Origin of the sequence: Embleya sp. NPDC020630, from assembly GCF_044334985.1 — a bacterium.
Lineage (GTDB): Bacteria > Actinomycetota > Actinomycetes > Streptomycetales > Streptomycetaceae > Embleya.
In genome coordinates, this window is the sequence record NZ_JBIRUB010000009.1 from 275,589 (window position 1) to 297,460 (window position 21,872).

19 protein-coding genes are annotated in these 21,872 nt (G+C 71.0%); 12 read left to right on the plus strand and 7 right to left on the minus strand.

Annotated elements, in window-relative coordinates; genetic code table 11:
- Window positions 1-71: 71 nt before the first annotated feature.
- From ACH4XV_RS29190 to ACH4XV_RS29200, 3 genes are all read right to left on the minus strand, one after another.
- Window positions 72-488: a DUF3052 domain-containing protein gene (locus ACH4XV_RS29190; protein WP_395794868.1), complete on the minus strand. Its 417-nt coding sequence runs from the start codon at window positions 486-488 to the stop codon at window positions 72-74.
- Window positions 489-536: 48 nt separating this feature from the next.
- On the minus strand, window positions 537-671 hold the full coding sequence (locus tag ACH4XV_RS29195; protein ID WP_395794870.1) for a hypothetical protein: 135 nt from the start codon (window positions 669-671) through the stop codon (window positions 537-539).
- Window positions 672-827: 156 nt separating this feature from the next.
- Window positions 828-2,240, minus strand: a complete 1,413-nt coding sequence (locus ACH4XV_RS29200; RefSeq protein WP_395794872.1) for a family 2B encapsulin nanocompartment shell protein — start codon at window positions 2,238-2,240, stop codon at window positions 828-830.
- A gap of 664 nt (window positions 2,241-2,904) precedes the next feature.
- On the opposite strand from ACH4XV_RS29200, the gene ACH4XV_RS29205 reads away from it, so the two are divergent.
- The 3 genes from ACH4XV_RS29205 to ACH4XV_RS29215 all read left to right on the plus strand — a co-directional run bounded on the left by ACH4XV_RS29205 (window position 2,905) and on the right by ACH4XV_RS29215 (window position 5,908).
- Window positions 2,905-4,254: a family 2 encapsulin nanocompartment cargo protein terpene cyclase gene (locus ACH4XV_RS29205; RefSeq protein WP_395794874.1), complete on the plus strand. Its 1,350-nt coding sequence runs from the start codon at window positions 2,905-2,907 to the stop codon at window positions 4,252-4,254.
- Window positions 4,255-4,271: 17 nt separating this feature from the next.
- Entirely contained in the window at window positions 4,272-5,147 is an 876-nt protein-coding gene (locus ACH4XV_RS29210; protein WP_395794876.1) for a geranyl diphosphate 2-C-methyltransferase, read from the plus strand.
- Between the two features lie 164 nt (window positions 5,148-5,311).
- Window positions 5,312-5,908, plus strand: coding sequence for a TetR/AcrR family transcriptional regulator (locus tag ACH4XV_RS29215; protein WP_395794878.1), 597 nt, complete (start codon window positions 5,312-5,314; stop codon window positions 5,906-5,908).
- A gap of 21 nt (window positions 5,909-5,929) precedes the next feature.
- On the opposite strand, the gene ACH4XV_RS29220 is transcribed toward ACH4XV_RS29215, so the two are convergent.
- A complete protein-coding gene (locus tag ACH4XV_RS29220) occupies window positions 5,930-6,661 on the minus strand; it encodes a response regulator transcription factor (protein ID WP_395794880.1) in 732 nt (243 codons plus the stop codon).
- Window positions 6,662-6,894: 233 nt separating this feature from the next.
- Between ACH4XV_RS29220 and ACH4XV_RS29225 the strand changes: the two genes are divergently transcribed.
- The 5 genes from ACH4XV_RS29225 to ACH4XV_RS29245 all read left to right on the plus strand — a co-directional run bounded on the left by ACH4XV_RS29225 (window position 6,895) and on the right by ACH4XV_RS29245 (window position 13,484).
- Window positions 6,895-8,643 (plus strand): amidohydrolase, encoded by a 1,749-nt coding sequence (locus ACH4XV_RS29225; protein WP_395794882.1) that lies wholly within the window; start codon window positions 6,895-6,897, stop codon window positions 8,641-8,643.
- A complete protein-coding gene (locus ACH4XV_RS29230) occupies window positions 8,640-9,953 on the plus strand; it encodes an ArgE/DapE family deacylase (protein WP_395794884.1) in 1,314 nt (437 codons plus the stop codon). The genes ACH4XV_RS29225 and ACH4XV_RS29230 overlap by 4 nt, the downstream gene beginning before the upstream one ends.
- A complete protein-coding gene (locus ACH4XV_RS29235; RefSeq protein WP_395794886.1) occupies window positions 9,950-11,128 on the plus strand; it encodes a nitrilase-related carbon-nitrogen hydrolase in 1,179 nt (392 codons plus the stop codon). Before ACH4XV_RS29230 ends, ACH4XV_RS29235 begins: the two co-directional genes overlap by 4 nt.
- A 105-nt stretch (window positions 11,129-11,233) precedes the next feature.
- A complete protein-coding gene (locus ACH4XV_RS29240; RefSeq protein WP_395794888.1) occupies window positions 11,234-11,533 on the plus strand; it encodes a hypothetical protein in 300 nt (99 codons plus the stop codon).
- A gap of 1,234 nt (window positions 11,534-12,767) precedes the next feature.
- A complete protein-coding gene (locus ACH4XV_RS29245; protein WP_395794890.1) occupies window positions 12,768-13,484 on the plus strand; it encodes a helix-turn-helix domain-containing protein in 717 nt (238 codons plus the stop codon).
- A 36-nt stretch (window positions 13,485-13,520) separates the two neighbouring features.
- Here ACH4XV_RS29245 and ACH4XV_RS29250 read toward each other — a convergent pair whose 3' ends face one another.
- Window positions 13,521-14,090, minus strand: coding sequence for a TetR/AcrR family transcriptional regulator (locus ACH4XV_RS29250; protein WP_395795075.1), 570 nt, complete (start codon window positions 14,088-14,090; stop codon window positions 13,521-13,523).
- Between the two features lie 189 nt (window positions 14,091-14,279).
- On the opposite strand from ACH4XV_RS29250, the gene ACH4XV_RS29255 reads away from it, so the two are divergent.
- Entirely contained in the window at window positions 14,280-15,752 is a 1,473-nt protein-coding gene (locus ACH4XV_RS29255; protein WP_395794892.1) for an MFS transporter, read from the plus strand.
- Window positions 15,753-15,778: 26 nt separating this feature from the next.
- Here the strand turns inward: ACH4XV_RS29255 and ACH4XV_RS29260 are convergent, their stop codons facing one another.
- Window positions 15,779-17,275 (minus strand): MFS transporter, encoded by a 1,497-nt coding sequence (locus tag ACH4XV_RS29260; protein ID WP_395794894.1) that lies wholly within the window; start codon window positions 17,273-17,275, stop codon window positions 15,779-15,781.
- A gap of 120 nt (window positions 17,276-17,395) precedes the next feature.
- Here ACH4XV_RS29260 and ACH4XV_RS29265 point away from each other — a divergent pair, with 120 nt between their 5' ends.
- A complete protein-coding gene (locus ACH4XV_RS29265; RefSeq protein ID WP_395794896.1) occupies window positions 17,396-17,836 on the plus strand; it encodes a MerR family transcriptional regulator in 441 nt (146 codons plus the stop codon).
- Window positions 17,837-17,902: 66 nt separating this feature from the next.
- On the opposite strand, the gene ACH4XV_RS29270 is transcribed toward ACH4XV_RS29265, so the two are convergent.
- Window positions 17,903-18,805 (minus strand): MurR/RpiR family transcriptional regulator, encoded by a 903-nt coding sequence (locus ACH4XV_RS29270; RefSeq protein WP_380006152.1) that lies wholly within the window; start codon window positions 18,803-18,805, stop codon window positions 17,903-17,905.
- 188 nt (window positions 18,806-18,993) lie between these two features.
- On the opposite strand from ACH4XV_RS29270, the gene ACH4XV_RS29275 reads away from it, so the two are divergent.
- Complete coding sequence (locus tag ACH4XV_RS29275) at window positions 18,994-20,145, plus strand: C45 family autoproteolytic acyltransferase/hydolase (RefSeq protein WP_395794898.1); 1,152 nt, start codon at window positions 18,994-18,996, stop codon at window positions 20,143-20,145.
- Window positions 20,146-20,221: 76 nt separating this feature from the next.
- Window positions 20,222-21,868 (plus strand): ABC transporter substrate-binding protein, encoded by a 1,647-nt coding sequence (locus ACH4XV_RS29280; protein WP_395794900.1) that lies wholly within the window; start codon window positions 20,222-20,224, stop codon window positions 21,866-21,868.
- Window positions 21,869-21,872 lie beyond the last annotated feature (4 nt).

Below are 21,872 nucleotides of genomic sequence, written 5' to 3' on the forward strand. Positions count from 1 at the left end.
ACGGCCCGGCCGCCCCGAGCGACCGGCCGGGCCGTGGCGCAAGCCGCACACCCGGAGGCGATGAACCAGGGCTATGCGGAGGCCGGCTCGGGTCGGGCGAGGTGGTTGCCGGACCACGCTCCGAGAGCGACGGTAGCCACGCAGACGAGGCCGGCCGCGTGCGCTTCCTCGGCGACCTCCCTCCGGTCGACGTGGCCGGGTTTGCCCGTCGTGGGGGTGAGGACCCATATCGCGCCCGGGTCGGCCAAGGCCCGCACCACATCGGTGAGTTCGCAGGTCAGGTCGCCGTCACCGGCTCGCCACCACAGCAGGACGGCGTCCACGGCCTCGTCGGTTTCGTCGTCCACCATCGCGTCGCCGATCGTGTCCTGGATCTCGGCGCGGATCCGGTCGTCGGTGTCGTCGTCCCAGCCCGGTTCCCGAACCACCATGGCCGGCACGATGCCCATCCGCTGCGCGTGGTTCGGCGCATCCGCGGCAGCACCCATCACAACCTCCGCTCTCGACACGCGTCCGTACACCCGGGCGCGCGGGCGCTACCAGCCGATCGTCGGGTGGAAGCCGATGCAGTCGGGGTCTTGCAGCGGGCAACTCGGATGCGGCTTGCGCTCCTCCTGCGGGGGCTGCGCGGCGGGTATGCGTGACCGCGCGACGGCTTCGGCCGCGTACACGTACTCCGCACATGTGCAGTTCCGGCACCCGCCCCGGCGTTCGGGCGGCCCACTGTGCCGGTAACGTCCGTGACCACACAGACATTCGAACCCGGCCATCCGGACCTCCGCGCCTCGGCATCACCGCGCTCACCACGATAGCGCCACCCTCCCCGGTCAGCGGCGGCGACCGACCTCGACGTTCTCCAGGATGCCGAGCGCGTCCGGGACCAGGATCGCCGCCGAGTAGTAGGCGGTGACCAGATACGAGATGATCGCCTGCTCGTTGATGCCCATGAAGCGCACCGACAGGCTCGGTTCGATCTCGTCGGGGATGCCGTCCTGCCGCAGGCCGACGACGCCCTGTTCGTCCTCGCCGGTGCGCATGCAGAGGATCGACGTCGTGCGCTGCTCGGTGAGCGGGATCTTTCCGCACGGGAAGATGGGAACACCGCGCCAGGCCGGAATCCGGTGCCCGTTGAAGTCCACCGAATCCGGGACCAGACCGCGCGCGTTGCACTCGCGTGCGAAGGCGGCGATCGCCTTGGGGTGGGCGAGGAAGAACTTGTTGCCGCGGCGACGGGAGAGCAGTTCGTCCATGTCGTCGGGGCCGGGGACGCCGTCGTGGGGTTGGACGCGCTGGCTGTGGTCGCAATTGGCGAGCAGGCCGAATTCGCTGTTGTTGACCAGCTCGTACTCCTGGCGCTCGCGCAGCGCCTCCACCGTCAGGCGCAGCTGCTGTTCCGTCTGGTTCATCGGCTCGTTGTAGAGGTCCGCGACCCGGGTGTGGACCTTGAGCACGGTCTGGGCCACGGAGAGTTCGTACTCGCGCGGCGCCAACTCGTAGTCCACGAACGTGTGCGGGATGACCGCCTCGCCGACGTGGCCGGCGACCATGTCGATCGCCGCCTCGCCGTACTTGTTGGTCCGCTGCTTCGGGATCCGCGCCACGCCGTCGAGGTGCGCGCGCAGCGACTCGGCCCGCTCGGCGAGGCTCCGCACGTCGGCACGGGTCAGTTCCAATACCGTGCACGGCGTGCTCGCCCGGAACGTGCACGGCCAGGTCGGCTCCGCCGCGGTCAGACACTCGTCGCCGAAGTACGCGCCGTCCGCCAGCGCGTCCAGAACGGTTTCACCGCCGTACGGCCCCGACCCCACTCGGTCGACGCGTCCGTGCGCCAGCAGGAACACCCGCTCGACGCTCGCCCCGGACTCGGCCAGCACCGCGCCCGCCGGGTATTCACGCTGCTCGCAACGCCGGGCCAGCTCCGTCAGCACGGCCTCGTCGGGATAGTTCCGCAGCGCCGGCAGCTCACCCAGTTCGGCCGGGATCACCTCGACCCGGCCCGCGGTCTGCACGAAGGTGACCCGCCCGTCGCCCACCGCGTAGCTCAGCCGCCGGTTCACCCGGTACGTACCGCCCTGCACCCGCACCCACGGCAACATCCGCAGCAGCCACCGGGAGCTGATCTCCTGCATCTGCGGGACGGACTTGGTCGTCGTCGCCAGATTCCGCGCCGCTGCGGTGTCCAGGCTCTGTTGTTCCCGTTCCCGATCCGCGGATGGCTGCGGATTTGCGTCGACCGACATGAAACGCCTCTTCCTCCCGAGCTTCGAGCAGACGGGAACAGCCTGACAACAACGAGGGTGAATCTGCTATTACACGAAAGAGTGAATGACGTGCCCGACGTGCCCGACGTGCGGTAATTGAACGGGATTTCGGCCGATCAAACACGACGGCGCCATTCCTGGAAAGGGATTCGGGTTTCGCCTCGGCGCGAAGCAGGAAAGCGGAATCACTCGTCGCACTTCCGGATTGCGGCGCATCACCCTTTTCCACCGGATCAAACCGGTTGATCCCCGACGGCCATCCGGGTCCGCCCGTGTGCCCGCCGAGGCTCCCTCGGCCTGGGCGCCACCCGCTCGTAGGCGGGTGAGGCCAGGTCAGCCATTGTGTGTGGCCGGCAAACACGCGACCGGAAGTTCACTACATCGAATGACAACCGACCTCTCCTCCCCGCCGAATCGGGGAGTCGCCCTAACCTGTTCCCGGATGTGAAAAGCACGCCCTCCGCCCATCCGTCATTTCGACCCGCCGCAGACGAGACACGACTCGCACAATCACATCGCCCCGACACCACGGGCGGCCCCGCCGACCGGATACTGGAATTTGCTCTCCGCCGTTTTCCCGGACCGCCGGCCGAGTATTCCCGACTTTCGGCAACCCCCCATCCGATCACCCAAGGAGTCACGGATGCCCGATCACTCGCTCCATCCGGTGCCGACACCGGGCCCACGGGCCGTGGCGGCGCCCGCCGCACTCCGTGCCGCGCCCCAGGACGGCGTCCGGGGTGATCCGGCGCCGGCTCGCGAGGTCCTGGAGCGGGTGTTGCGCGGCCCGAGCGGCCTGGGTACGTCCGCCCTGTACACGGCGCGGCGCCCGGGACCGCCGGAGCCGCCCCGGGAGAGCCCGGCCCTCCACCACCCCGTGGCCGAGCCCGAAGTTCCCGACGCGGGCGCCCGCGACGTCGCGGCCCGCGACGGTTGGGAGCACGCGTTGCGCGGTCCGAGCGGCTTGGGTACGGCGGGTCTGTACCTGGCGCAGCGCGCGCAACCATCGACGCCCTGTCGGGAGATTCCGGGTTTGTATTACCACCCGGTGGCCGAGCCGGACGAGGTGCGGGTGGCGGAGGTCAGTCGTCGGATCAAGGACTGGGCGGTGGACGAGGTCGCGTTGTTCCCGCCGGAGTGGGAGGACCAGTTCGACGGCTTCTCGCTGGGTCGGTACATGGTTGCCTGCCATCCGGACGCGCCCACGATCGAGCATCTGATGGTCGCCACCCGGTTGATGGCGGCGGAGAACGTGCTCGACGACTGCTACTGCGAGGACCACGGCGGCTCACCGGTCGGCCTCGGGGGACGCCTCCTCATGGCGCACACCGCCCTCGATCCGGTGCACACCACGCCGGAATACCAGGGCCCCTGGGCGCAGTCGCTGCACGGTGACGCCCCGAGGCGGGCGTACCGCTCGGCGATGGACTACTTCCTGCGGCTCGCCGCCGGCTCCCGGGCGGATCGGTACCGGCACGACATGGCCCGGCTGCACCTGGGCTACCTCGCGGAGGCCGCCTGGGCGCAGACGGAGTACGTGCCCGAGGTGTGGGAGTACCTGGCGATGCGGCAGTTCAACAACTTCCGCCCCTGTCCCACCATCACCGACACCGTCGGCGGCTACGAACTGCCCGCCGATCTGCACGCCCGGCCGGACATGCAGCGTGTCATCGCGCTGGCGTCCAACGCCACCACGATCGTCAACGACCTGTACTCGTACACCAAGGAACTCGCCGCCCCGGGGCGGCACATGAACCTGCCCGTGGTGCTCGCCGAACGTGAAGGTCTCGACGAGCGCGAGGCGTTCCTCAAGGCCATCGAGGTGCACAACGACCTGATGCGCGCCTTCGAGACGGAGGCCGCAGCCCTGGCCCTCGCCTGCCCCACACCCCTCGTGGTCCGCTTCCTGCGCGGCGTCGCCGCGTGGGTCGACGGCAACCACCACTGGCACCAAACCAATACCTACCGCTACGGCCTGCCCGACTTCTGGTAACCAAGAGGAGATCCATCGTGACCACGACAGCCCAACCCGCCATCTCGGTGACCATCCCCGGCCCGGCGACGCCCTACCAGGGCGACATCGCCGCCTATTGGGACCACGAGGCACGGCCGGTGAACCTGCGCCTCGGTGACGTGGACGGCCTCTACCACCACCACTACGGCATCGGGGCCGTCGACGACGCCGCGTTCGCCGGCTCCCAAGGCAGCGACCGCGAGACCAAGCTCATCGCCGAGCTGCACCGACTGGAGTCCGCGCAGGCCGATCTGCTCCTGGACCACCTCGGGCCGATTCGGCGCGAGGACCGGCTGGTGGACGCCGGTTGTGGTCGCGGCGGCTCCATGGTGATGGCCCACCACCGCTTCGGATGCTCGGTCGACGGGGTGACCCTGTCCGCCAAGCAGGCCGAGTTCGCCAACCGGCGCGCCCGCGAACTCGACATCGACGCCTCCGTGCGCGCCCACGTCTGCAACATGCTCGACATGCCCTTCGCGAGCGGTCAGGCGCAGGCCTCGTGGAACAACGAGTCGAGCATGTACGTCGACCTGCACGACCTGTTCGCCGAACACGCCCGCATCCTCGCCCCCGGCGGACGCTACGTGACCATCACCGGCTGCTGGAACCCCGTCTACGGACAACCCTCCAAGTGGGTGTCCCAGATCAACGCCCACTTCGAATGCAACATCCACTCGCGCCGCGAATACCTGCGGGCCATGGCCGACAACCGCTTCGTGCCCCAGACCATCATCGACCTCACCCCCGCGACGCTGCCCTACTGGGAACTGCGCGCCACATCCTCCCTCACCACCGGCATCGAGGATGCCTTCCTCAACTCCTACCGCAACGGCTCCTTCCAATACCTCCTGATCGCCGCCGACCGCATCTGATCGCATCCGACCGCCGGGCGGTGATCACCGCCCGGTCCCGGAACCGTTCCCACGCCTGACGGCGCGTCCGCTCTTCCCGCCTCTCTTCCCGCCTCCTCGCGACGACCGTAGCACCGGTTTTCTCCGGATGGAGAAAACTTTGCCGAGGAACTAGGGTGGCCCCCATGTCCACTCCCGTCCGAGCACCCCGATCGGCCGGCGGCGCGGCGCGGCGCGAGGCCTTGCTCGACGCCACCGTGCGGCTGCTCGCCCGGGACGGCGCCCGGGCGGTGACGCACCGCGCCGTGGCGGTCGAGGCGGGCACCACCCACGGGTCCGCCCGCTACTACTTCGGCACCCGTGAGCAGCTGCTCGACGAGGCCCTGCGCCGGCTCGCGGGCCGGCAGATCGACGAGATCCGTACCGTATTGCGGCGCTCGGCCACCGCCGACCCGCAGGAGTTCGCCACCCGGCTCGCCCGCTACATAGCGGCCACCGTCGCCGGTGATCGGGACGCGAGCATCGCCCGATACGAGCTGTTCCTGGAGGTCGCCCGCCGACCCGAGCTGCGCCCGGCCCTGGCGGAGTGGGGGGCGGTACAACGCGAGGCCCTGGCCGCCCGGTTGGCGGCGGTGGGCGCGGCCGAGCCCGAGGCCGCCGCCGCCGACCTGCTGACCCTGCTCAACGGCCTCGTCCTCGAACAACTCGCCGCACCCGAGGCCGACTTCGAGCACACCCGCCTGCGCCCCGCGATCCTGCGCCACTGCGCCGGCCACGGATAGACATCGGGCCCGGGCCCGCCGTCAGCGCGCCGCCCGATCCGCCGGCCGGTCCCGCAACATGTGAGCCAGGAGCCGGCCCCGGGAGCGCAGCCCGGTCTTGTCGAAGATGTGCTGAAGGTGACTCTTGACCGTTGGCACGCCGATCGACAACACGCGGCCGATCTCCGCGTTCGTGGCGCCGTCGAGCAGCAGGGCGACGACCTCGGCCTCGCGCGCGGTCAGTTCCCAGGCCGCCTCGGGGGTCGGGTCCACCACCGGCTGCTGCCACGCCGCGAACGTGTACTCGACGTACGGGTGCGCCTTGCGCAGAAACCGCAGCTCGCGCGCGGTGAAATCGCCCTCGCGCGTGTCCCGCAACAGCGACACACCCCCCACGAGCCGACCCTCGTGGCGCAGGTACAACTCGGCCTCGTAGCGGATCCCGAGTGGACGCATGAAGTGCCGGTAGTAGTCCGACGCGTCGAACCGTTCCCCCAGGTCGAACAGCGTCGCCAGCGGGGTGTCCGACGCGGCGAACCGCCTCGGGTGGAACGGATCGAGCAGATGGAAATGGCTCAGGTAGCCGACGTTGCGCACCGGCGGGATGGCCCGGAAGACGTGGCCGACCGCGTTCAGATCCGTGTCGACGGAATAGAAGACCATCCCGGTCGCCGATACCGACTCGGCCAGGAAGTCCATCGTCTGGGCCTTGAACTCCGCGACGCTTCGCGGGCCGACGGTGGATCTTTTGCCGCTGGGGTGCATGGGGTGCATGGGGTGCATCGGGGCCGCCCGCTTCGTCCGAAGGAAGGGTCGAGGAGAGGTCGACCGAGGCGGCCGACCGGAGGAGATCGACGCGAGGAGGTCGAAGGGAGGCAGGAGGAACCTAACCGCGCCCGAAGCCGGGGGTCAAGGTCGGGTGTCAACCGTTGGATCGATGTGCCCCACCGCGTCCGCGCCTACCTTCACCCGATGACCGGACCCGCCGGTCGGAGCGGAGGCAGCGGATGGCCAGGACACTCATCACCGGTGGCAACGTACTGACTCTCGATCGGTCCGCGCCGGACGCCGAGGCGCTGGTCGTGGAGGCGGGGCGGGTGCTCGCCACCGGGGGCGCCCGCGACATGGCGAGCCTCGCGGGACCGGGTGCCCGGACGATCGACGTCGCGGGGGCGACCGTGCTGCCCGGTCTGATCGACACCCACCCGCACGTACTGCACTTCGGTGGCCTGGCGGCGGGCCTGGTCGACCTGACCGACGCCGTCGACCATGCCGACATCGTGGCCCGGATCCGCGCGCACGCGGCACACACGCCCCCGGGTGAGTGGATCATGTGTACGCCGGTCGGGGAACCGCACTACTTCGTCCGGCGCTCGTCGGCCGACCTCGCCGAACGGCGCCTGCCCGACCGGCACACCCTGGACGCGGCGACCGCCGACCATCCCGTGCTGATCCAGGCCTGGGCGCCGCGCATGCCGAACGTGGTGGCGTTCAACAGCGCGGGACTGCGCGCCGTGGGGCTGAGCGCCTTCATCCCCGACCGCGTCTGCGACGTCGAGATCGACAAGGACGACAACGGCGCACTCACCGGAATCCTGCGCGGACCGGTCACCAACTACTACACGTACGACCCCTTCTGGTCCCAGATCCTGAGCAAACTGCCCCCGCTCGACCCCGCCCGCGCCGTACAGGGCACCCTCGACGAGATGGCCCGCTTCACCGCGCGCGGGGTGACCACGGTGTACGAGGGCCACGCGATGGAACCCGAACACATAGACGTCTACCGGCACTTGCGCGCCCAGGGGTTGCTCACCTTCCGCGTGCTGACCGCGCCGGACATCGAATCGGTCATCTTCAGCCCGTTCGAGCCGCTGACCACCGCCGACTTCGGGGCCCGCCTGGAGCGGCTGACCGCGCAACCCTCCGAGCGGGACGACGAGTTGTTGCGCGTCGACGGCATCACCATGAGCCCGGGCGGCCCGTGCTTCTCCGGCTACTTCGCGACACACGAGCCCTACCGCGACCCGTTCGGGCGGCCCACCCGGGGAGTTCGGTTCCTGTCCCTGGAGAAGGAGGAACTGTTCGTCCGGTTCTGCGCCGAGCGCGGCATCCGCGCGAACATGTGCATGGGCGCCTACCGCGAGCACGACGACTTCCTCGCGATCGCCGAACGGGTGGTCCTCGAGCACAACTTCCGCGATCGGCGCTGGATCCTGCAACACGCGATCACCATCACCCCCGACCAGGTCCGCCGCTACCGCGCGCTCGGATTCCAGGTCACCACGTCGGTCGGCTTCGCGTGGGGCAAGGGCCGGATGTACGGGGAGCGCATGGGCGAGCACGTGTGGCGCGATCTCGTTCCCCTGCGCCGACTGCTCGACGCGGGCCTGGACCTCGGCGGCGGCACCGACTGGGGACCGAAGAACCCGTGGGAGCAGATCAAACTCGCCCAGACGCACGAGTTCGCCGGTTCGGGGCACCGCAACGCCGGTCCCGACCAGGTCCTCACTCGCGCCCAGGCACTGGAGATGTGGACCACCGGCGCCGCCCGAGTGCTGGACTGGCCGGACATCGGAGCCCTGGTACCCGGTCACCACGCGGACATCGCGATCGTCGACCGCGATCCCTCGCGCTGCGACATCGACGACCTCGCGGGCACCCGGGTGCTGCGCACCCTCCTCGGCGGACGCACCGTGCACGACAGCGGCGACCTCGCGGACGCCGGCGACGAACCCGAAACGGAGAACGGCCGATGACCGCACGTGAGCAGGTGCTCACCCGAATCGACAGCCTGCGCGACGAGTTGCTGGCCACCGTCGCCGAGGCCATCCGCATCCCGAGCGTCACGCCGACCTTCCCCGGCGAGGACTACGCCGACGTGGTGGGCGCCGAAGGCGCGGTCTCCCGCCTGCTGGCGGGCGTGTACGCCGACGCCGGCGCCGAGGTCGACGTGTTCGCGGTCGACCCCGGGCGGGACAACGCGGTCGGGGTGATCCGCGGTACCGGGGGCGGCCGTTCGTTGATCTTCAACGGCCACGTCGACGTCGTCCCGCCCGGCGACCCCGCCGCGTGGCGCTCCGGCGACCCGTTCGACGGGGCGATCGAGGACGGTTGGATCCACGGCCGCGGCTCGGCGGACATGAAGAGCGGCCTGGTCGCGCAGGCGTTCGCGGCCCGCGCGCTGCGCGAGGCCGGGGTGCGGCTGCGCGGCGACCTGATCCTCCAGGCCGTGGTCGGCGAGGAGAACCTCGAACACCACATGGGCACCTCGGCGGTGCTCGCGCGCGGCTACACCGCCGACGGCGCTATCGTGGCCGAACCCACCGGCGCGGCCCGTCCGTTGACCGTGATGGCCGCGACCCCCGGCGTGCTGGTGATGCGGGTCGACGTGGTCGGCAAGAGCGCGCACTCGTCGATGCGCGGGCGCATGTTGCGCGGGCAGGGCACGCGGGAGCCGATCGCGGTCAGCGCCATCGACCGGGGACTGGTGATCCACGAGGCCCTGCGACGCCTCGAACACGACTGGGCCATCACCAAGTTCGACCCGCTCTTCGAACCCGGACAGTTCACCATCGCCCCCGGCGCCCTCGACGGCGGTGCCCGGCACTCCAGCAGCGGCGCGTTCATCCCGGACCAAATGAGCATGATCTACGCGGTGTTCCACCCGCCGGCCGAGGAACAGGACACGATTCGGGCGGAGATCGAGAGCCACATCGCGCACGTCGCCGCCACCGATCCGTGGCTGCGCGACCACCTGCCCGTGGTCACCTGGCAACTGTGCTATCCCGGCTCGCGCGTGGACCCCACCCATCCGCTGTGCAACGTCGTGGCCGGCGCGCGCGAGCGGGCCGGGCACGACAGTCGATACGCGGCCCGGCCCGGCATCGAGGCGTTCCCCTCCGCGACCGACGCCACCTGGCTCTGCCGTGCGGGGATTGCGACCGTGGGCCTGGGGCCGGGTGAACTGGCCATGGCGCACGCCTACGACGAACGTTGTGCGGTCGACGAGATCATCTGCGCGGCCCGTACCTACGCGCTCGCGGCGATCGACTGGTGCGGCGCATGAGCGGTCCCGAACCGATCGCGCCGTACATGGCCGTCGGACTGTCGACGATCGTGCACGGCATCGGCGCCCGCCGGCACATCACCCGCAACCTCGACACCATCGAGGACGCCATCCACGCCGCGGTCTCGACCATCGGGATCAACATGCCGGTCAAGCTGATCGCGCTCGCCGAGGGCGCGCTCACCGGCTTCACCGACGAGATCTTCGACCTCCCGCACGTCTGGGCCGCCCGGGACCTGTTCATCGACATCCCCGGCCCCGAGACCGACCGCCTCGCCGCCCTCGCCCGCCACTACGGCACCTACCTCGTCGTCCAGTGCAAGGCCCGCTGGCCCGAGATCGTGCCCGACCGCTACTTCAACGTGCTGTTCGTGATCTCCCCCGACGGCGAGATCGTGCACCGCGCCGCCAAGAACCACGTCTGGTGCCGCGAGCGCTCGTGCACGCCGCACGACGTCTACGACCGCTGGGTCGAGGTGTTCGGCGACGGGATCGACGCCTTCTATCCGGTCCTGCGCACCCCGGACATCGGCAACATCGGCACGATCTGCTGCAGCGACGGCGAATACCCGGAGGCGGTAAGGGCGTTGGCGCTGAACGGCGCCGAGGTGGTGTACCGCCCCAGCGAAGCGGTGCCGATGACCCAGGCCGGCCCCGACCCCGGCGGCACGTGGCTCCTGCAGAACCGGGCCCACGCGCACTTCAACTCCCTGTACATGGTCTGCCCGAACGTCGGCCCGGTGTACGTGACTCCCGATGCCCGGCACCCGTACGACATCGCCGGTGGGCACTCGCACATCGTCGACCACCTCGGCGCCGTGATCGCACACACCGTCTCCGGCGCGAACAGCTTCGTCGCCGGCATCGTGGACATCGAGGCGCTGCGCCGATTCCGGACGATGAACCTCAACTCCAACTGGCTGAAGGACCTGCGCACCGAACTCTTCCGCCGGATGTACGACCACCCCGTACACCCGGCCAATCTGTGGCTCGACCACGATCCGACGGGCCATGCCGACATCGACGAGATCCATCGCGCCACCATCCGCCACCTGATCGATCGTGGCTCCTACACCCCGCCCGCACACGCCGCCCCGGGCGCGCGGTACATCCCACCGCCCGGCGGCGACGACCCGGCGACGCTCCTGGGCCGGTGGGCGGACGCGGACGGGTGAACGTCGGCCCGGTGAACCCGTGCCACCGGCCGTTCGTGTAGGTGACAAAGACTCCAGGGCCCGGCCCACCGTCGGGGCCCTGCCGGAATCAGGAGGGGATCGACGATGGCGACAACTTCCACGAGGCCGACCCGGGGCGCACTGTTCGTGGCCGGGTTGGCCGCCGCCCTGCTGTGCGCCGCCGCGCCGGCGATGGCGAGCGGGACGGCACCGTACTGCGGCGCGGGCATGGGCCCGACCGCCGACATCGCGGTTCGCGCCGCGATCGAGGACGCCCAGGGCTCGGCGCGCGCGGACGGCCGCTACTCCTGCGAACCGGCCGACGCGCCACAGGTCTTTGAGGTCTTCGACGACCCGTACCGAGGCCACGTGTTCTACGCGAGCGTGACGATGAACTGCGGTTAGGTCTCGCGCCGTGGGGCCTTGCCGTCCCACGGCGTTCTGCCACTGCGACCCGACGACCGCGACCCGGACGACGCCGACCGGCGCGGACACGTTCGCGCCGGACGTCGGGCGCGTCGGGGAACTCGGCCAGGAACGCGGCGCTGAGCTCTCAGAGGGTGGCGGCGCCCACGCCCGCTCGGCGGGCGATCGCGCCGGAGGACACGCCGGGGCCGTCCAGGGCGTACGCCTCGCGGGCGGCTCGGAGGAGTCGGGCGCGGTGTCACGGTGCCTTGACGCCCGGTGGCGGGTTCGCGGATGCGCGGCCCGGAAGCATACCGAGGCCGCGCACGATCCCGGTCGCGACGACCCGGCTCCGCGCTTCGCCGTTGATCTCGGCGCGGACGAGCGAGGCCGCGCCGGGTACGCCCTGCCGGCCCGCGCGTCGAGCGTTGCCCGACCCCGACCCGCTGCTCCGTCGCGACGGGTTCGCGGTGGTTCCCACCGGGCCCGGATGGGCTTCGCTGCCCGGTGCCTCCCTCCCGGGCATGAGGGCAAGCACGGCTCCGGGCCGAGGCATGGGTGGTGCCTCGGCCCGGGCGGCGGCCCCGCGGATCGGGCGCGGCATCACACGAGGTGGCGATCGTGTCTGCCGCGGGTCGAGGACCCGGGCGCGTCCGAGGGCGTCTTGGTGTTCATGACCGGTCGCGAGCGCCGGTCCGCTCGCCGGGGAGGCCGGATCGGCGACAGGGGCGCGGGCAGTGCCCTCCCCCCGGTGCTGCCCGCCCCCCGTCGACGGGCAGCCGTCGGTCGAAGCGGCGATATCGGTACTTCCTCGTCCGTCCGCAGCCCGCCCCGCGGCCGATTCGCGACCGAGGAGCCGGCGGTGCGGGATCGCCGTGCCCGAGTCCCAGATTGGCGGGTCCGAGGGCGCGTGTATTGCACGAATACGTCACGGTGGCGGCTGCGGCGCGTTCCGGCAGCCGAACGGTCCGATTCCGGGCTCGTCGGCGCCGTCACCGACACGCTACTGTGCGTCGATATGCGAGAAGCCGGTCGACCGTCGGGGGACAGGCGCCCCGAAGCGCGCGGTGGTGGGAGCGCGACGAGTGCCGTCCGCGCCCAGGTGAGTCCTGCGGCAAACGGTGTGGAGGCAGGGGAGTTCGTGGCCCGAAGGGCGGGTCCGGCATTGCGCGGACAGGTGTTGGGCCTGCGTGGATTCCGCCTCCGAGCCCGTGGCACCAGACACCGGTTGGTCGTGCCGGACGGGGTCGTCAGGGTGATGATCGGGTTCGGCGAACCGGTGCGGGTGGTCGACGCGATCGACCCGAGGCGTGCCGTGTCCGGAACCTCGATGGTCACCGGGGGTTGTACGAAGACCGTGATCGGCGAGCACACCGGTGTTCTGGCGGGCGTCACCGTGCTGCTGACGCCGCTCGCGGCCTACCGGATCTGCGGCCTCCCGATGGCCGAATGGGTTGACCGCCCGCTGGACCCGGTGCACCTGCTCGGCACGCGAGAGCGGCACTTCGACGAACGCCTGGCCGAATGCCCGGACTGGTCGGGCCGTTTCGGTTTGGTCGAGGACCTGCTTGCCGCCCGGCTCCGGGACGGCCCGCTTTGTTGTCCCGAAGTCGTGGACGCCTGGCGGGAGTTGGTGCGAGTGGACGGACGCGCGCGAGTGGACGAGCTGGCCGACGCGGCCGGCTGGAGCGTCCGGCGCCTGGAGCGGCGCTTCCGCGAGCAGATCGGCACGTCGCCCAAGACCATGGCCCAAGTCCTGCGCCTGCGCGCGGCGTTGCGACGGCATCACGCGGGGCTGTCGTGGACGGAGGCGGCCACGGAGACCGGCTACCACGATCAGCCCCACTTCGTCCGCACCTTCAAGGGCCTGATCGGGTGTACGCCCGGCCGATTCCGGTCCGACCAGGAGGTGCGGCGAAGTGTGGGCGAGGCGGGGTGGGTCGATTCGTGACCCGGTCGATTGCGGGGTTGCCCGGCCGGCGGGGGGTCACGACAACAGTCGGTCGACCAGCCCGTCGATGTACTCCGGAGTGAGTGCGCCGATCCCGAACAGGACCCGGATGTACATCGGGGCCATGACGTGGTCGAGTACGTCGAGCGCGTCGGGTGGGTCTTCCCCGCGCTCGGCGGCGCGGTCGAGCATCGACTGCAGTTGCCGGGAGCGTTCGGCGAGGAAGTCGTCGCGCGCCCGCAGGCCCTGTTCGTCCATGTCGGACAGCGCGATGGTCAGGCGCAACACCGCCGGGCCGTGGGGGCCGGTGATTTCGCGGGCCACGTTGGCCGCGTAGGTGTGGAGGTCGCCGGACAGGCTTCCGGTGTCGGGCATCGGCGACCGTGCGGTCAGGCGGGAGTTCGTCACGTCGGCGAGCAGGTTCTCCAGGCTGCCCCACCTGCGGTAGATGCTCGTGTCGGCCACACCCGCGCGGGCCGCGACCTCGCCGACGGTGAAGCCGCTGTAGCCGCGTTCGCCGACCAGGTCCGCGACGGCCTGATGTACCGCCGCGCGCACGCGGGCGCTGCGCCCGCCGGGCCGCCGGGCTCGTTGTGGTTCATCCATCCGCGGCTCGTCGATCCGTGACTCGTCCATCCGCTCACCTTAACGCAGCTGCTGCTTGCCTTAGTGGGGGGATGCGACCTACAGTCCTCTCTAACGCAGTAGGCACCTGCGTTTGTAGGACTTGCCGGGCTGCTTTGTGCGGGCAAGTCGGTCATGCCCGGTCGTACCGGGCGAAGGAGGGGGACGAGCATGGCTGCATTGCCTGTGGCCGCAGGCGGTCGATCGAGCCGGACGGCGTTGCTCGCTTCGACCTGCGCGGGCCAGTTCATGGTGCTGCTCGACAACACGATCGTCGGCGCGGCGCTGCCCGACATGCAGGAGCGTTTGCATACCGAACTGACCGGCCTGCAATGGATCGTCGACGCCTATGTGCTGCTGGTGGCCATGTTGCTGCTGTCCGGCGGCGTGTTCGCCGACCGCTTCGGCCGAAAACGGGTGTTCCTGTCCGGCGTGGCGGTGTTCACCCTCGCGTCGTTGATGTGCGCCATGGCGCCCTCGGTCGGATGGTTGCTCGCCGGACGGGTGCTCCAGGGTGTCGGCGCCGCCGCGCTGAGCCCGGCGTCGCTGGCCCTGCTCGTCGCCGCCCATCCCGTTCCGCAGGAACGAGTGAAGGCGATCGGACTGTGGGCCGGATTCAGCGGCATCGGCCTGGCCGCCGGCCCGCCGGCCGGTGGCCTGTTGGCCGATGCCTTCGGGTGGCCCGCCATCTTCCTGATCAATGTGCCCATCGGCGTGCTGCTCCTGGCGGCCGGGCTGCGCCTCCTGGACGAATCCCGTAATCCGAACGCGCCCGCGATCGACGTCCCCGGGACGGTGTTGTCCGTCCTCGGCGTGGGGGCGCTGACCTATGCGCTGATCGAGGGCGGCAGCCGCGGCTGGACCTCGCCGGCGATCCTGGGCGGTTTCGCCGCCGCGGTCGTGGTCCTCGCCGCCTTCGTCGTCGTCGAGGGGCGCCGCGCCAACCCCGTGCTGCCGCCGCGGTTGTTCCGCCGGCGACTGTTCACGGTGTCCAACACCGCCATGGTCGTGGTGGGCTTCGCGCTCATGGGCTCGACGTTCTTCTTTTCCCAGTTCTTCGTGTACGTCCAGGGCAGTTCGCTGGTGCGCGCCGGCCTGCAGACGTTGCCGACCACGCTCGCGATGGTGATCGTCAGCCCGTTCGCGGGCAGGCTCGCCGCCCGATACGGCTTCCGCGTCGTGGTGACCGCAGGGCTGACACTGGCCGGACTCGGGCTGCTGGCACTGGGCTTCGTGCACGCCCACACCGGCTACGGGAACGTGTGGTGGCGACTGGCGATCGTCGGTATCGGCTTCGCCCTGACCATGTCCCCGCTCACCGGCGCCGCCATCCAGGCGGTCGACCCGCAGGAGGGAGGGCTTGCCGCGGGCATCAGCAGCACCACACGCCAGATCGGCGCCGTGTTGGGCGTGGCCGTACTCGGGGCCGTCGTGCGCACGCGGCAGTCCGACGGTGCCTCGTTCGAGGCGGGCCTGAACAGCGCGTTCCTGGCGGCCGGCGTGATCACCCTGATCGGCGCCGTGTTCACGGGCCTGTGGCTGACGGCGACCACGCCCACCGAGGCCCCCACGCGCCGGCAACAGGCCCCCGACCCACACGCGACCGCGCCCGCCGGCGCCGTCGAGCCTCCCGGGGGCGGCTGACGAGGCGAGTGGTGGCGGGGCGGGCTTCAGGCGCCCGAGGTCGGCGCATGGTCCGTCGGCGGTCGGGTAGTTCGTGGCATCGCGACGAGGGCCATCACCGATGCGACGGCTACGCAGCCGGCCGCCACCGCCAGGGCCGCCGCGTAGCCGTCGGCGAGGGCGTGCGGGGTGGGGGTTCGGTCCTCGTCGCCGTGCGGGCCCGTCACGGCGGAGGCGATCGTGCTCAGGACCGCCAGGCCGACGGCGCCGCCGACCTGGCGGACGGTGTTGAGCAGCCCGGCCGCCACACCGCCTCGGGCGGGCGGTACACCCGCGGTGGCGGCCAGCGTGATCGGCGTGAAGGCGGCCGCGGTTCCGAGCCCGAACAGCGCGCCCGGGACGGCGACGGCCCACCAATAGGAGCCGTGCGCGGCGGCGGTCGCGGACGCCGCGAGCGCGGTGAGCCCCACCGCGCCCAGGGCGCAGTACGCGAAGACGGCGCGGCGCGGGCCCAGCCGAAGGCTCAGTGACCCGGCGGTTCGTGCCCCGACCATCATGCCGAGGCCGATCGGCAGGAATCCGCATCCGGCGCGCAGCGGTGTGTAACCGCGGACGTACTGCATGTGGAACGACAGGATGATCAGCGTCGCGACGAAACCCAGCGCCACCAGGAACATCACCACGTTGGCACCGCGCACCGACCGCAATCGGAACAACCCCGGCGGCAGCAGCGGATCGGCGGCCCACCGGGCCTGATGTACGGGGAAGAGGCCGAGCAACAACACGCCGACCGTCAGCACGGCCCACACCGACGAACTCGCCCATCCCACCGCCTCGGAACGCATCACGGCGAACACCACGGCCACCAGACCCGACGTGGCCAGGAGCGCGCCGACGACGTCGAGCCGACCGGGCCCGCCCGATCCGCGTCGGTGCGGCGCGAGTACGGCGAGGCCGACGGCCACGGCGCCGATCCCCAACGGGACGTTCACCAGGAACACCCAGCGCCACCCGAGCCACTGGGTCAGCACCCCGCCGAGCACGGGCCCCGCCGTCGCGGCGATCCCGCCGACCGCGCTCCAGGTGCCCAACACCCGGGCCCGACGCGGCCCTTCCGCAAACGTGGCGGTGAGCACGGACAGCGTGGCGGGCATCGACAATGCCGCCCCCAGGCCCTGAGCCGCCCGGGCCGCCGACAACACCGCCGGCGACGTGGCCAGTCCGCAGACGAGCCCGGCCGCCGTGAAGAGGGCCATCCCGACGGCGAGGCTCCGGCGCGGCCCGTACACGTCGCAGCAGCGCCCGCCGAGCAGGAGGAACCCGGCGAACGCGAGCGTGTAGGCGTTGACCACCCAGGGCAGCGCCGCAGGGGAGTAGCCGAGGTCGACCCGGATGTCCGGCAGCGCCACGGACACGATCGTCGCGTCCAGGACCACCACGAACGAGACCACGCAGGCAAGCACGAGCACCACCCGCTCCCGGCGCCGGATCGCCCGCTCGCCGATCGGGGTCGGCGGCGTACTCGTGTCGCGGACGGTTCTCATCGGCCCTCCCGAGGTGCGCGTGGCAGACCGACTCGCGGCCGGCGCGGACATCCGCGCCCGGGGCCGGGTCGAGTGGGATCGACCTTGCCTTCTCAACCCGGGTTGAGGTCAACTGAGGCGATGACGGACACCCTGGTCGCGGTCGGCGACGTCGCGGACCGCTTCGACCTGCCGATCTCGACGCTGCACTACTGGGAGCGCCGAGGGCTGATCACCCCGCACCGCCGCGGGGGCCGGCGCTACTACGACGCGGAACACCTGTACCGAATCGCGCTGATCCGCCTGTGGCGCGACACCGGCCTGATGTCGCTCGACGAGATAGCCGCCGTCCTGGCCGGCCGCACCGCGACACACAACTGGCGCGACACCGTCGCCTCGAGGATCACCGCCATCGAGGCGCAAATAGACCAACTCGACACGGCCCGCGGCTACCTCGGGTACATGCTCGAATGCACCCGGGACAACCCGGCAGCCGACTGCCTCCAATTCCGCACCGAAGTCCGGGTCCCCGCCCCCAAACACCCACCGACCCACGACCGACCCGCGCCACCCGCCCCCTGAGCGGAGGCTGCGAGCGGCGTGGTCGAGGTGGGCGGCCGGGGCTCGTGACCACCCCCTGCTTCGGTTTCAGCGTTTGGGGCGGGCTTCTCTGGGGTCGAGGAGTTGGGCTCTGAGGGATGTGAGTTGGTGGGAGTGTTCGACGGAGCGGGTTTCGTCGAGGGAGGCGACGGCCAGTAGGAGTGCGTCGCCGAGGACGAGTGCGGCCAGGGATTCGGTGGTGATGCCGGTCGGGGTGTGGGGGGCGTACAGGACCGCGTCCGCCGTGTCGGCCAGGCGTTCCACCAGTTCGTCGGTGACCACCACGATGCCGGCGCCGAGTACGCGGGCGCGGTCCAGCAGTACCTCCATGTCGTGCAGGAATCGGCCCGGAACGAACATCACCACCACGTCCTGGCGACGCAGCGTGAGCAGTTCGTCGGCCAGCGCGAAGCCCGTGGTGCCCACGAAGCGGGCTCGCCGGCCCATGCGGTTGAGCTTGAGCGCGAGGTGGCGGCCGGCCAGTTCCGAGGCGCCGACGCCGTACGCCAGCACCTCGCCTGCGTCGGCCAGCAGTTGGGTGGCCCGGCGGAAGGCGGTCGCGTCCAGGTTGGCCCGGCCGTGTTCCAGCCGTTCGATCGCCTCGTCGTAGACCCTGGCGCGGATGCCGTCGAGGTCCTGGCCGACCTGGGTGATCCGCTGCCGGACGCGCACCTCGGGGGCCACGTCCGTGACGAAGTCGGCGGCGATGTCGCGCTTGAGCGCGGACAGGCCGCCCAGGCCCAGGCGTTGCAGGGTGCGCACCACGGTGGCGTTGCTGACGCCGATGCTCGCGCCCAGGTCCGCGGCGCTGGCGAAGAGTACCTGCTCGGGGGAGCAGTTGGTCAGGTATCTGGCCACGTTCCGCTCGGCCGGCGACAGGTCGGCCCACTGCTCACGGATCGCCGCCCGGACTCGGGCCAGCGCCGGATTCTCCTGCGGTTGTTCGCTCACGCCTCTTGACTCCCCGGTATCAACCATTACTCTCCTCATGAAACAAGCAATACATATTACCGCGATCTCGTAATGACTGTTACGGCAGAGCGGCTCGGATCGAACCGACCCGGGACGACAAGTGTCGCCGCGACCCCCGCGACACCCCGCACGGCGGACCCCCATACCCCAGCACCCCAGGAGACGACGTGAGTGGCGTGTCCCTTCCGACCATCGAGATCGGCGGCGAGCCCCGGAGCCGGGGCCGCCAGTACGGCGAAGGGGCGAGCGCGCTCATCCATACCGCTGTCGACTACTACGCCGAGGCATTCGGCGCCGCCGGCGGCCTGACCTGGAGTCAGGTCACCGCCCGCGCCGAACACTGGCTCGCCCCGTCCCGCGCCTTCGCCCCCGACCTGGTCGAGGAGATGACCGGGATCGCCGAGGGCGCCGGCCTCGACCTGCTCGACATCCTCGCCCTCAACGCCCGCGGCGAGATCATCTACGACGACACCTTCGCCGCGATGGGAGCCCCGGCTGCCCAGGCCGCGGAGACCCCCGACGGCTGCACCTCCTTCGCCCTGCTCGAACCGGCCTCCGGCGACGGCCACGTGTACGCCGGCCAGAACTGGGACTGGCGCCACGGCGTGCGCGAGACGGTCATGGTCGTGCGCGTGGTCCAGCCCGGCAAGCCCACCGTGGTGATGCAGGTCGAGGCGGGCCAGGTCGGCCGGCAGGGCGCCAACTCGGCCGGCCTCGCCCTCAACGCCAACGGTCTCGGCGGACGCTTCGACCACGCCATCGGCATCCCGCAGACGCTGATCCGGCGCCGCGTACTCGACTGCGCCAACCCGGCCGAGGCACTGGACGTGCTCTTCCGCACCCGCGCACACATCGCCAGCAACGCCCTGCTCACCCACCGCGCGGGCTTCGCGATCGACGTCGAGACCACCCCCGGCGCCAACGGCTGGATGTATCCCGACGACGGCCTGCTCGTGCACGGCAATCACTACCAGGCCTTCATGCCCACCCAGCTGGCCGCGAACTACCGCCCCTCGGCGCCGGATTCGCTGCTCCGGGTGCCGCGCGCCGAGGCCGGCCTGCGGCGCTGCCGGGGCGCGGGGGACCCGGCCGAGACCCGCAAGCTGATCCACGCCGCGATGTCCGACCACCTCGGCTACCCCGAATCGTTGTGCACCCACCCGGATCCGGCCCGACCGGCGGTCCGACAGTGGGCGACGCTCCTGTCCAGTTGCGTCGACCTGACCACGGGCGAATACCGCGTCACCGCCGGCACCCCGTGCGATCACGAGTACGAACTCCTGCCCTGGAACCTGCACGACGGCCCCGGCGGCGCCTGAACCCGCCGCTCCCGGCACCGCTCCCCGCGTTCCCGCACCCTGCGTCCCCGCACGCCCGCATCCCCCGGAGAGTCGCATGTCCCGCACCCGCACCCTCGCCGCCCTCGGCCTCGCGGCCCTGCTCGGCCTGAGCACCGCCTGCTCCAACAAGACCGCCGGCGGCAACCACCCCGCGGGCACCCCCGGCAAACCCGCCGACCTCGCGCTGACCGACACCACCGCCAAGGGCACCGGCCCCGTGGACAGCGTCAGATGGCTGCTCGCCAAGGAACCCAAGTCGCTGGATCTGGACGTGCGTTCGGACAGCGACTCGAACGCGCTGCTCGCGAACGTCTGCGAACGTCTGTTCCAGACCCAACCCGACCTGAGCTCGCGCCCGCACCTGGCCGACTCGGCCACCTACACCGACCCCACCACGCTCGTCCTCAAGCTGCGCGCCGGCGTCACCTTCCACGACGGTTCGCCGATGACCGCCGACGACGTGGTGTGGAGCCTGCAACGGCACGCCGCCGATGGCAGGAACGAGTCGGACGAGTTCGAGCGGGTGAGCTCCATCGAACGCACCGGCGACGCCGAGGTCACCGTACGCCTGAAGGAACCCGACGCGCTGTTCACCAAGGCCCTCGCGGGCAACGCGGGCGTCGTGCTCGACCGCGAACAGGCCGAGCCGGCGGGCAAGGACTACGGCACCCCGGGCCGCACCGACGCCTGCACGGGTCCGTACACCCTCAAGGAATGGAAGGCCGGCAGCCGGATCACCTTGGAGCGCTACGACGCCTACTGGGACAAGTCCCGCAAGCCGCTGGTGCGTTCGGCCACCTTCGGCTGGGCCGACGAGAACGCCATGGTCAACAGCATGACCACCGGCGCCGCCGACGGTACCTACCTCACCACGATGAGCGCCGTCCCGCCCCTGGCCGGCAACGGCGCGCTCACCGTCTCCTACGGCTCCTCCTCCCGCGCCTGGACGCTCATCCCCACCGAGCGCGGCGGCATGAAGGACCCGCGCGTGCGGCGCGCGCTCTCGCTCGCGCTGGATCGCCAGGGCATCGCCAAGGCGGCCTTCGCCGGACTCGCCACCCCCTGGAAGACGCCCCTGGGACCGGGCGCGTGGGGCTACGAGAAGGCCACCTTCCAGGCCGGCTACGACGCCCTCCAGGGCGCCCCGGCGCAGCCCGCCGCCGCCGACCTGGACGCGGCGAAGAAGCTGGTCACCGAAGTGGGCCCCGCCGTCCCCACCCTCGTGATCGCCAACGACGGCACGCCCACCCGCAACCTGATCGCCAACGCGGTGGTGGACGCGGCCCACCGGATCGGCCTCAAGGCCCAGATCAAGACCATGTCCGGCGCCGACTTCACCTCCCTGTACACCGACCAGGCGCTGCGCAAGAGCGTCGACATGTTCGCCGACGACTGGTACATCTCCAAGGCCGACCCGGCCGGTTTCTACGACAACGCGCTCACCGGATCGAACAACAACTGGGTCGGCTTCAGTTCGCCCGAGTACGACAAGGTCGTCAACGAGGCGCTGCGCACCACCGACGACGCCGCCCGGGCCAGGCTGCTGGTCGAGGCCGAGCGCCGGTTCACCGCCGACGCGGTGTGGCTGCCGCTGGTCCAGGTGCCGAACGTGCTGGTCACCAGCACCAAGCTGACCGGCGCCCCCGCGTCGATGTCCAACGTCGCCTACCCGTGGCTGGCCGACCTCGGCGCCAAGGGCTGACGTC

Coding starts and splice junctions, on each gene's coding strand:
- ACH4XV_RS29190 (WP_395794868.1), bottom strand. CDS start 488: ATGGGTGCTGCCGCGGATGCGCCGAACCACGCGCAGCGGATGGGCATC.
- ACH4XV_RS29200 (WP_395794872.1), bottom strand. CDS start 2,240: ATGTCGGTCGACGCAAATCCGCAGCCATCCGCGGATCGGGAACGGGAA.
- ACH4XV_RS29205 (WP_395794874.1), top strand. CDS start 2,905: ATGCCCGATCACTCGCTCCATCCGGTGCCGACACCGGGCCCACGGGCC.
- ACH4XV_RS29215 (WP_395794878.1), top strand. CDS start 5,312: ATGTCCACTCCCGTCCGAGCACCCCGATCGGCCGGCGGCGCGGCGCGG.
- ACH4XV_RS29220 (WP_395794880.1), bottom strand. CDS start 6,661: ATGCACCCCATGCACCCCAGCGGCAAAAGATCCACCGTCGGCCCGCGA.
- ACH4XV_RS29225 (WP_395794882.1), top strand. CDS start 6,895: ATGGCCAGGACACTCATCACCGGTGGCAACGTACTGACTCTCGATCGG.
- ACH4XV_RS29230 (WP_395794884.1), top strand. CDS start 8,640: ATGACCGCACGTGAGCAGGTGCTCACCCGAATCGACAGCCTGCGCGAC.
- ACH4XV_RS29235 (WP_395794886.1), top strand. CDS start 9,950: ATGAGCGGTCCCGAACCGATCGCGCCGTACATGGCCGTCGGACTGTCG.
- ACH4XV_RS29240 (WP_395794888.1), top strand. CDS start 11,234: ATGGCGACAACTTCCACGAGGCCGACCCGGGGCGCACTGTTCGTGGCC.
- ACH4XV_RS29250 (WP_395795075.1), bottom strand. CDS start 14,090: ATGGATGAACCACAACGAGCCCGGCGGCCCGGCGGGCGCAGCGCCCGC.
- ACH4XV_RS29255 (WP_395794892.1), top strand. CDS start 14,280: ATGGCTGCATTGCCTGTGGCCGCAGGCGGTCGATCGAGCCGGACGGCG.
- ACH4XV_RS29260 (WP_395794894.1), bottom strand. CDS start 17,275: ATGAGAACCGTCCGCGACACGAGTACGCCGCCGACCCCGATCGGCGAG.
- ACH4XV_RS29265 (WP_395794896.1), top strand. CDS start 17,396: ATGACGGACACCCTGGTCGCGGTCGGCGACGTCGCGGACCGCTTCGAC.
- ACH4XV_RS29280 (WP_395794900.1), top strand. CDS start 20,222: ATGTCCCGCACCCGCACCCTCGCCGCCCTCGGCCTCGCGGCCCTGCTC.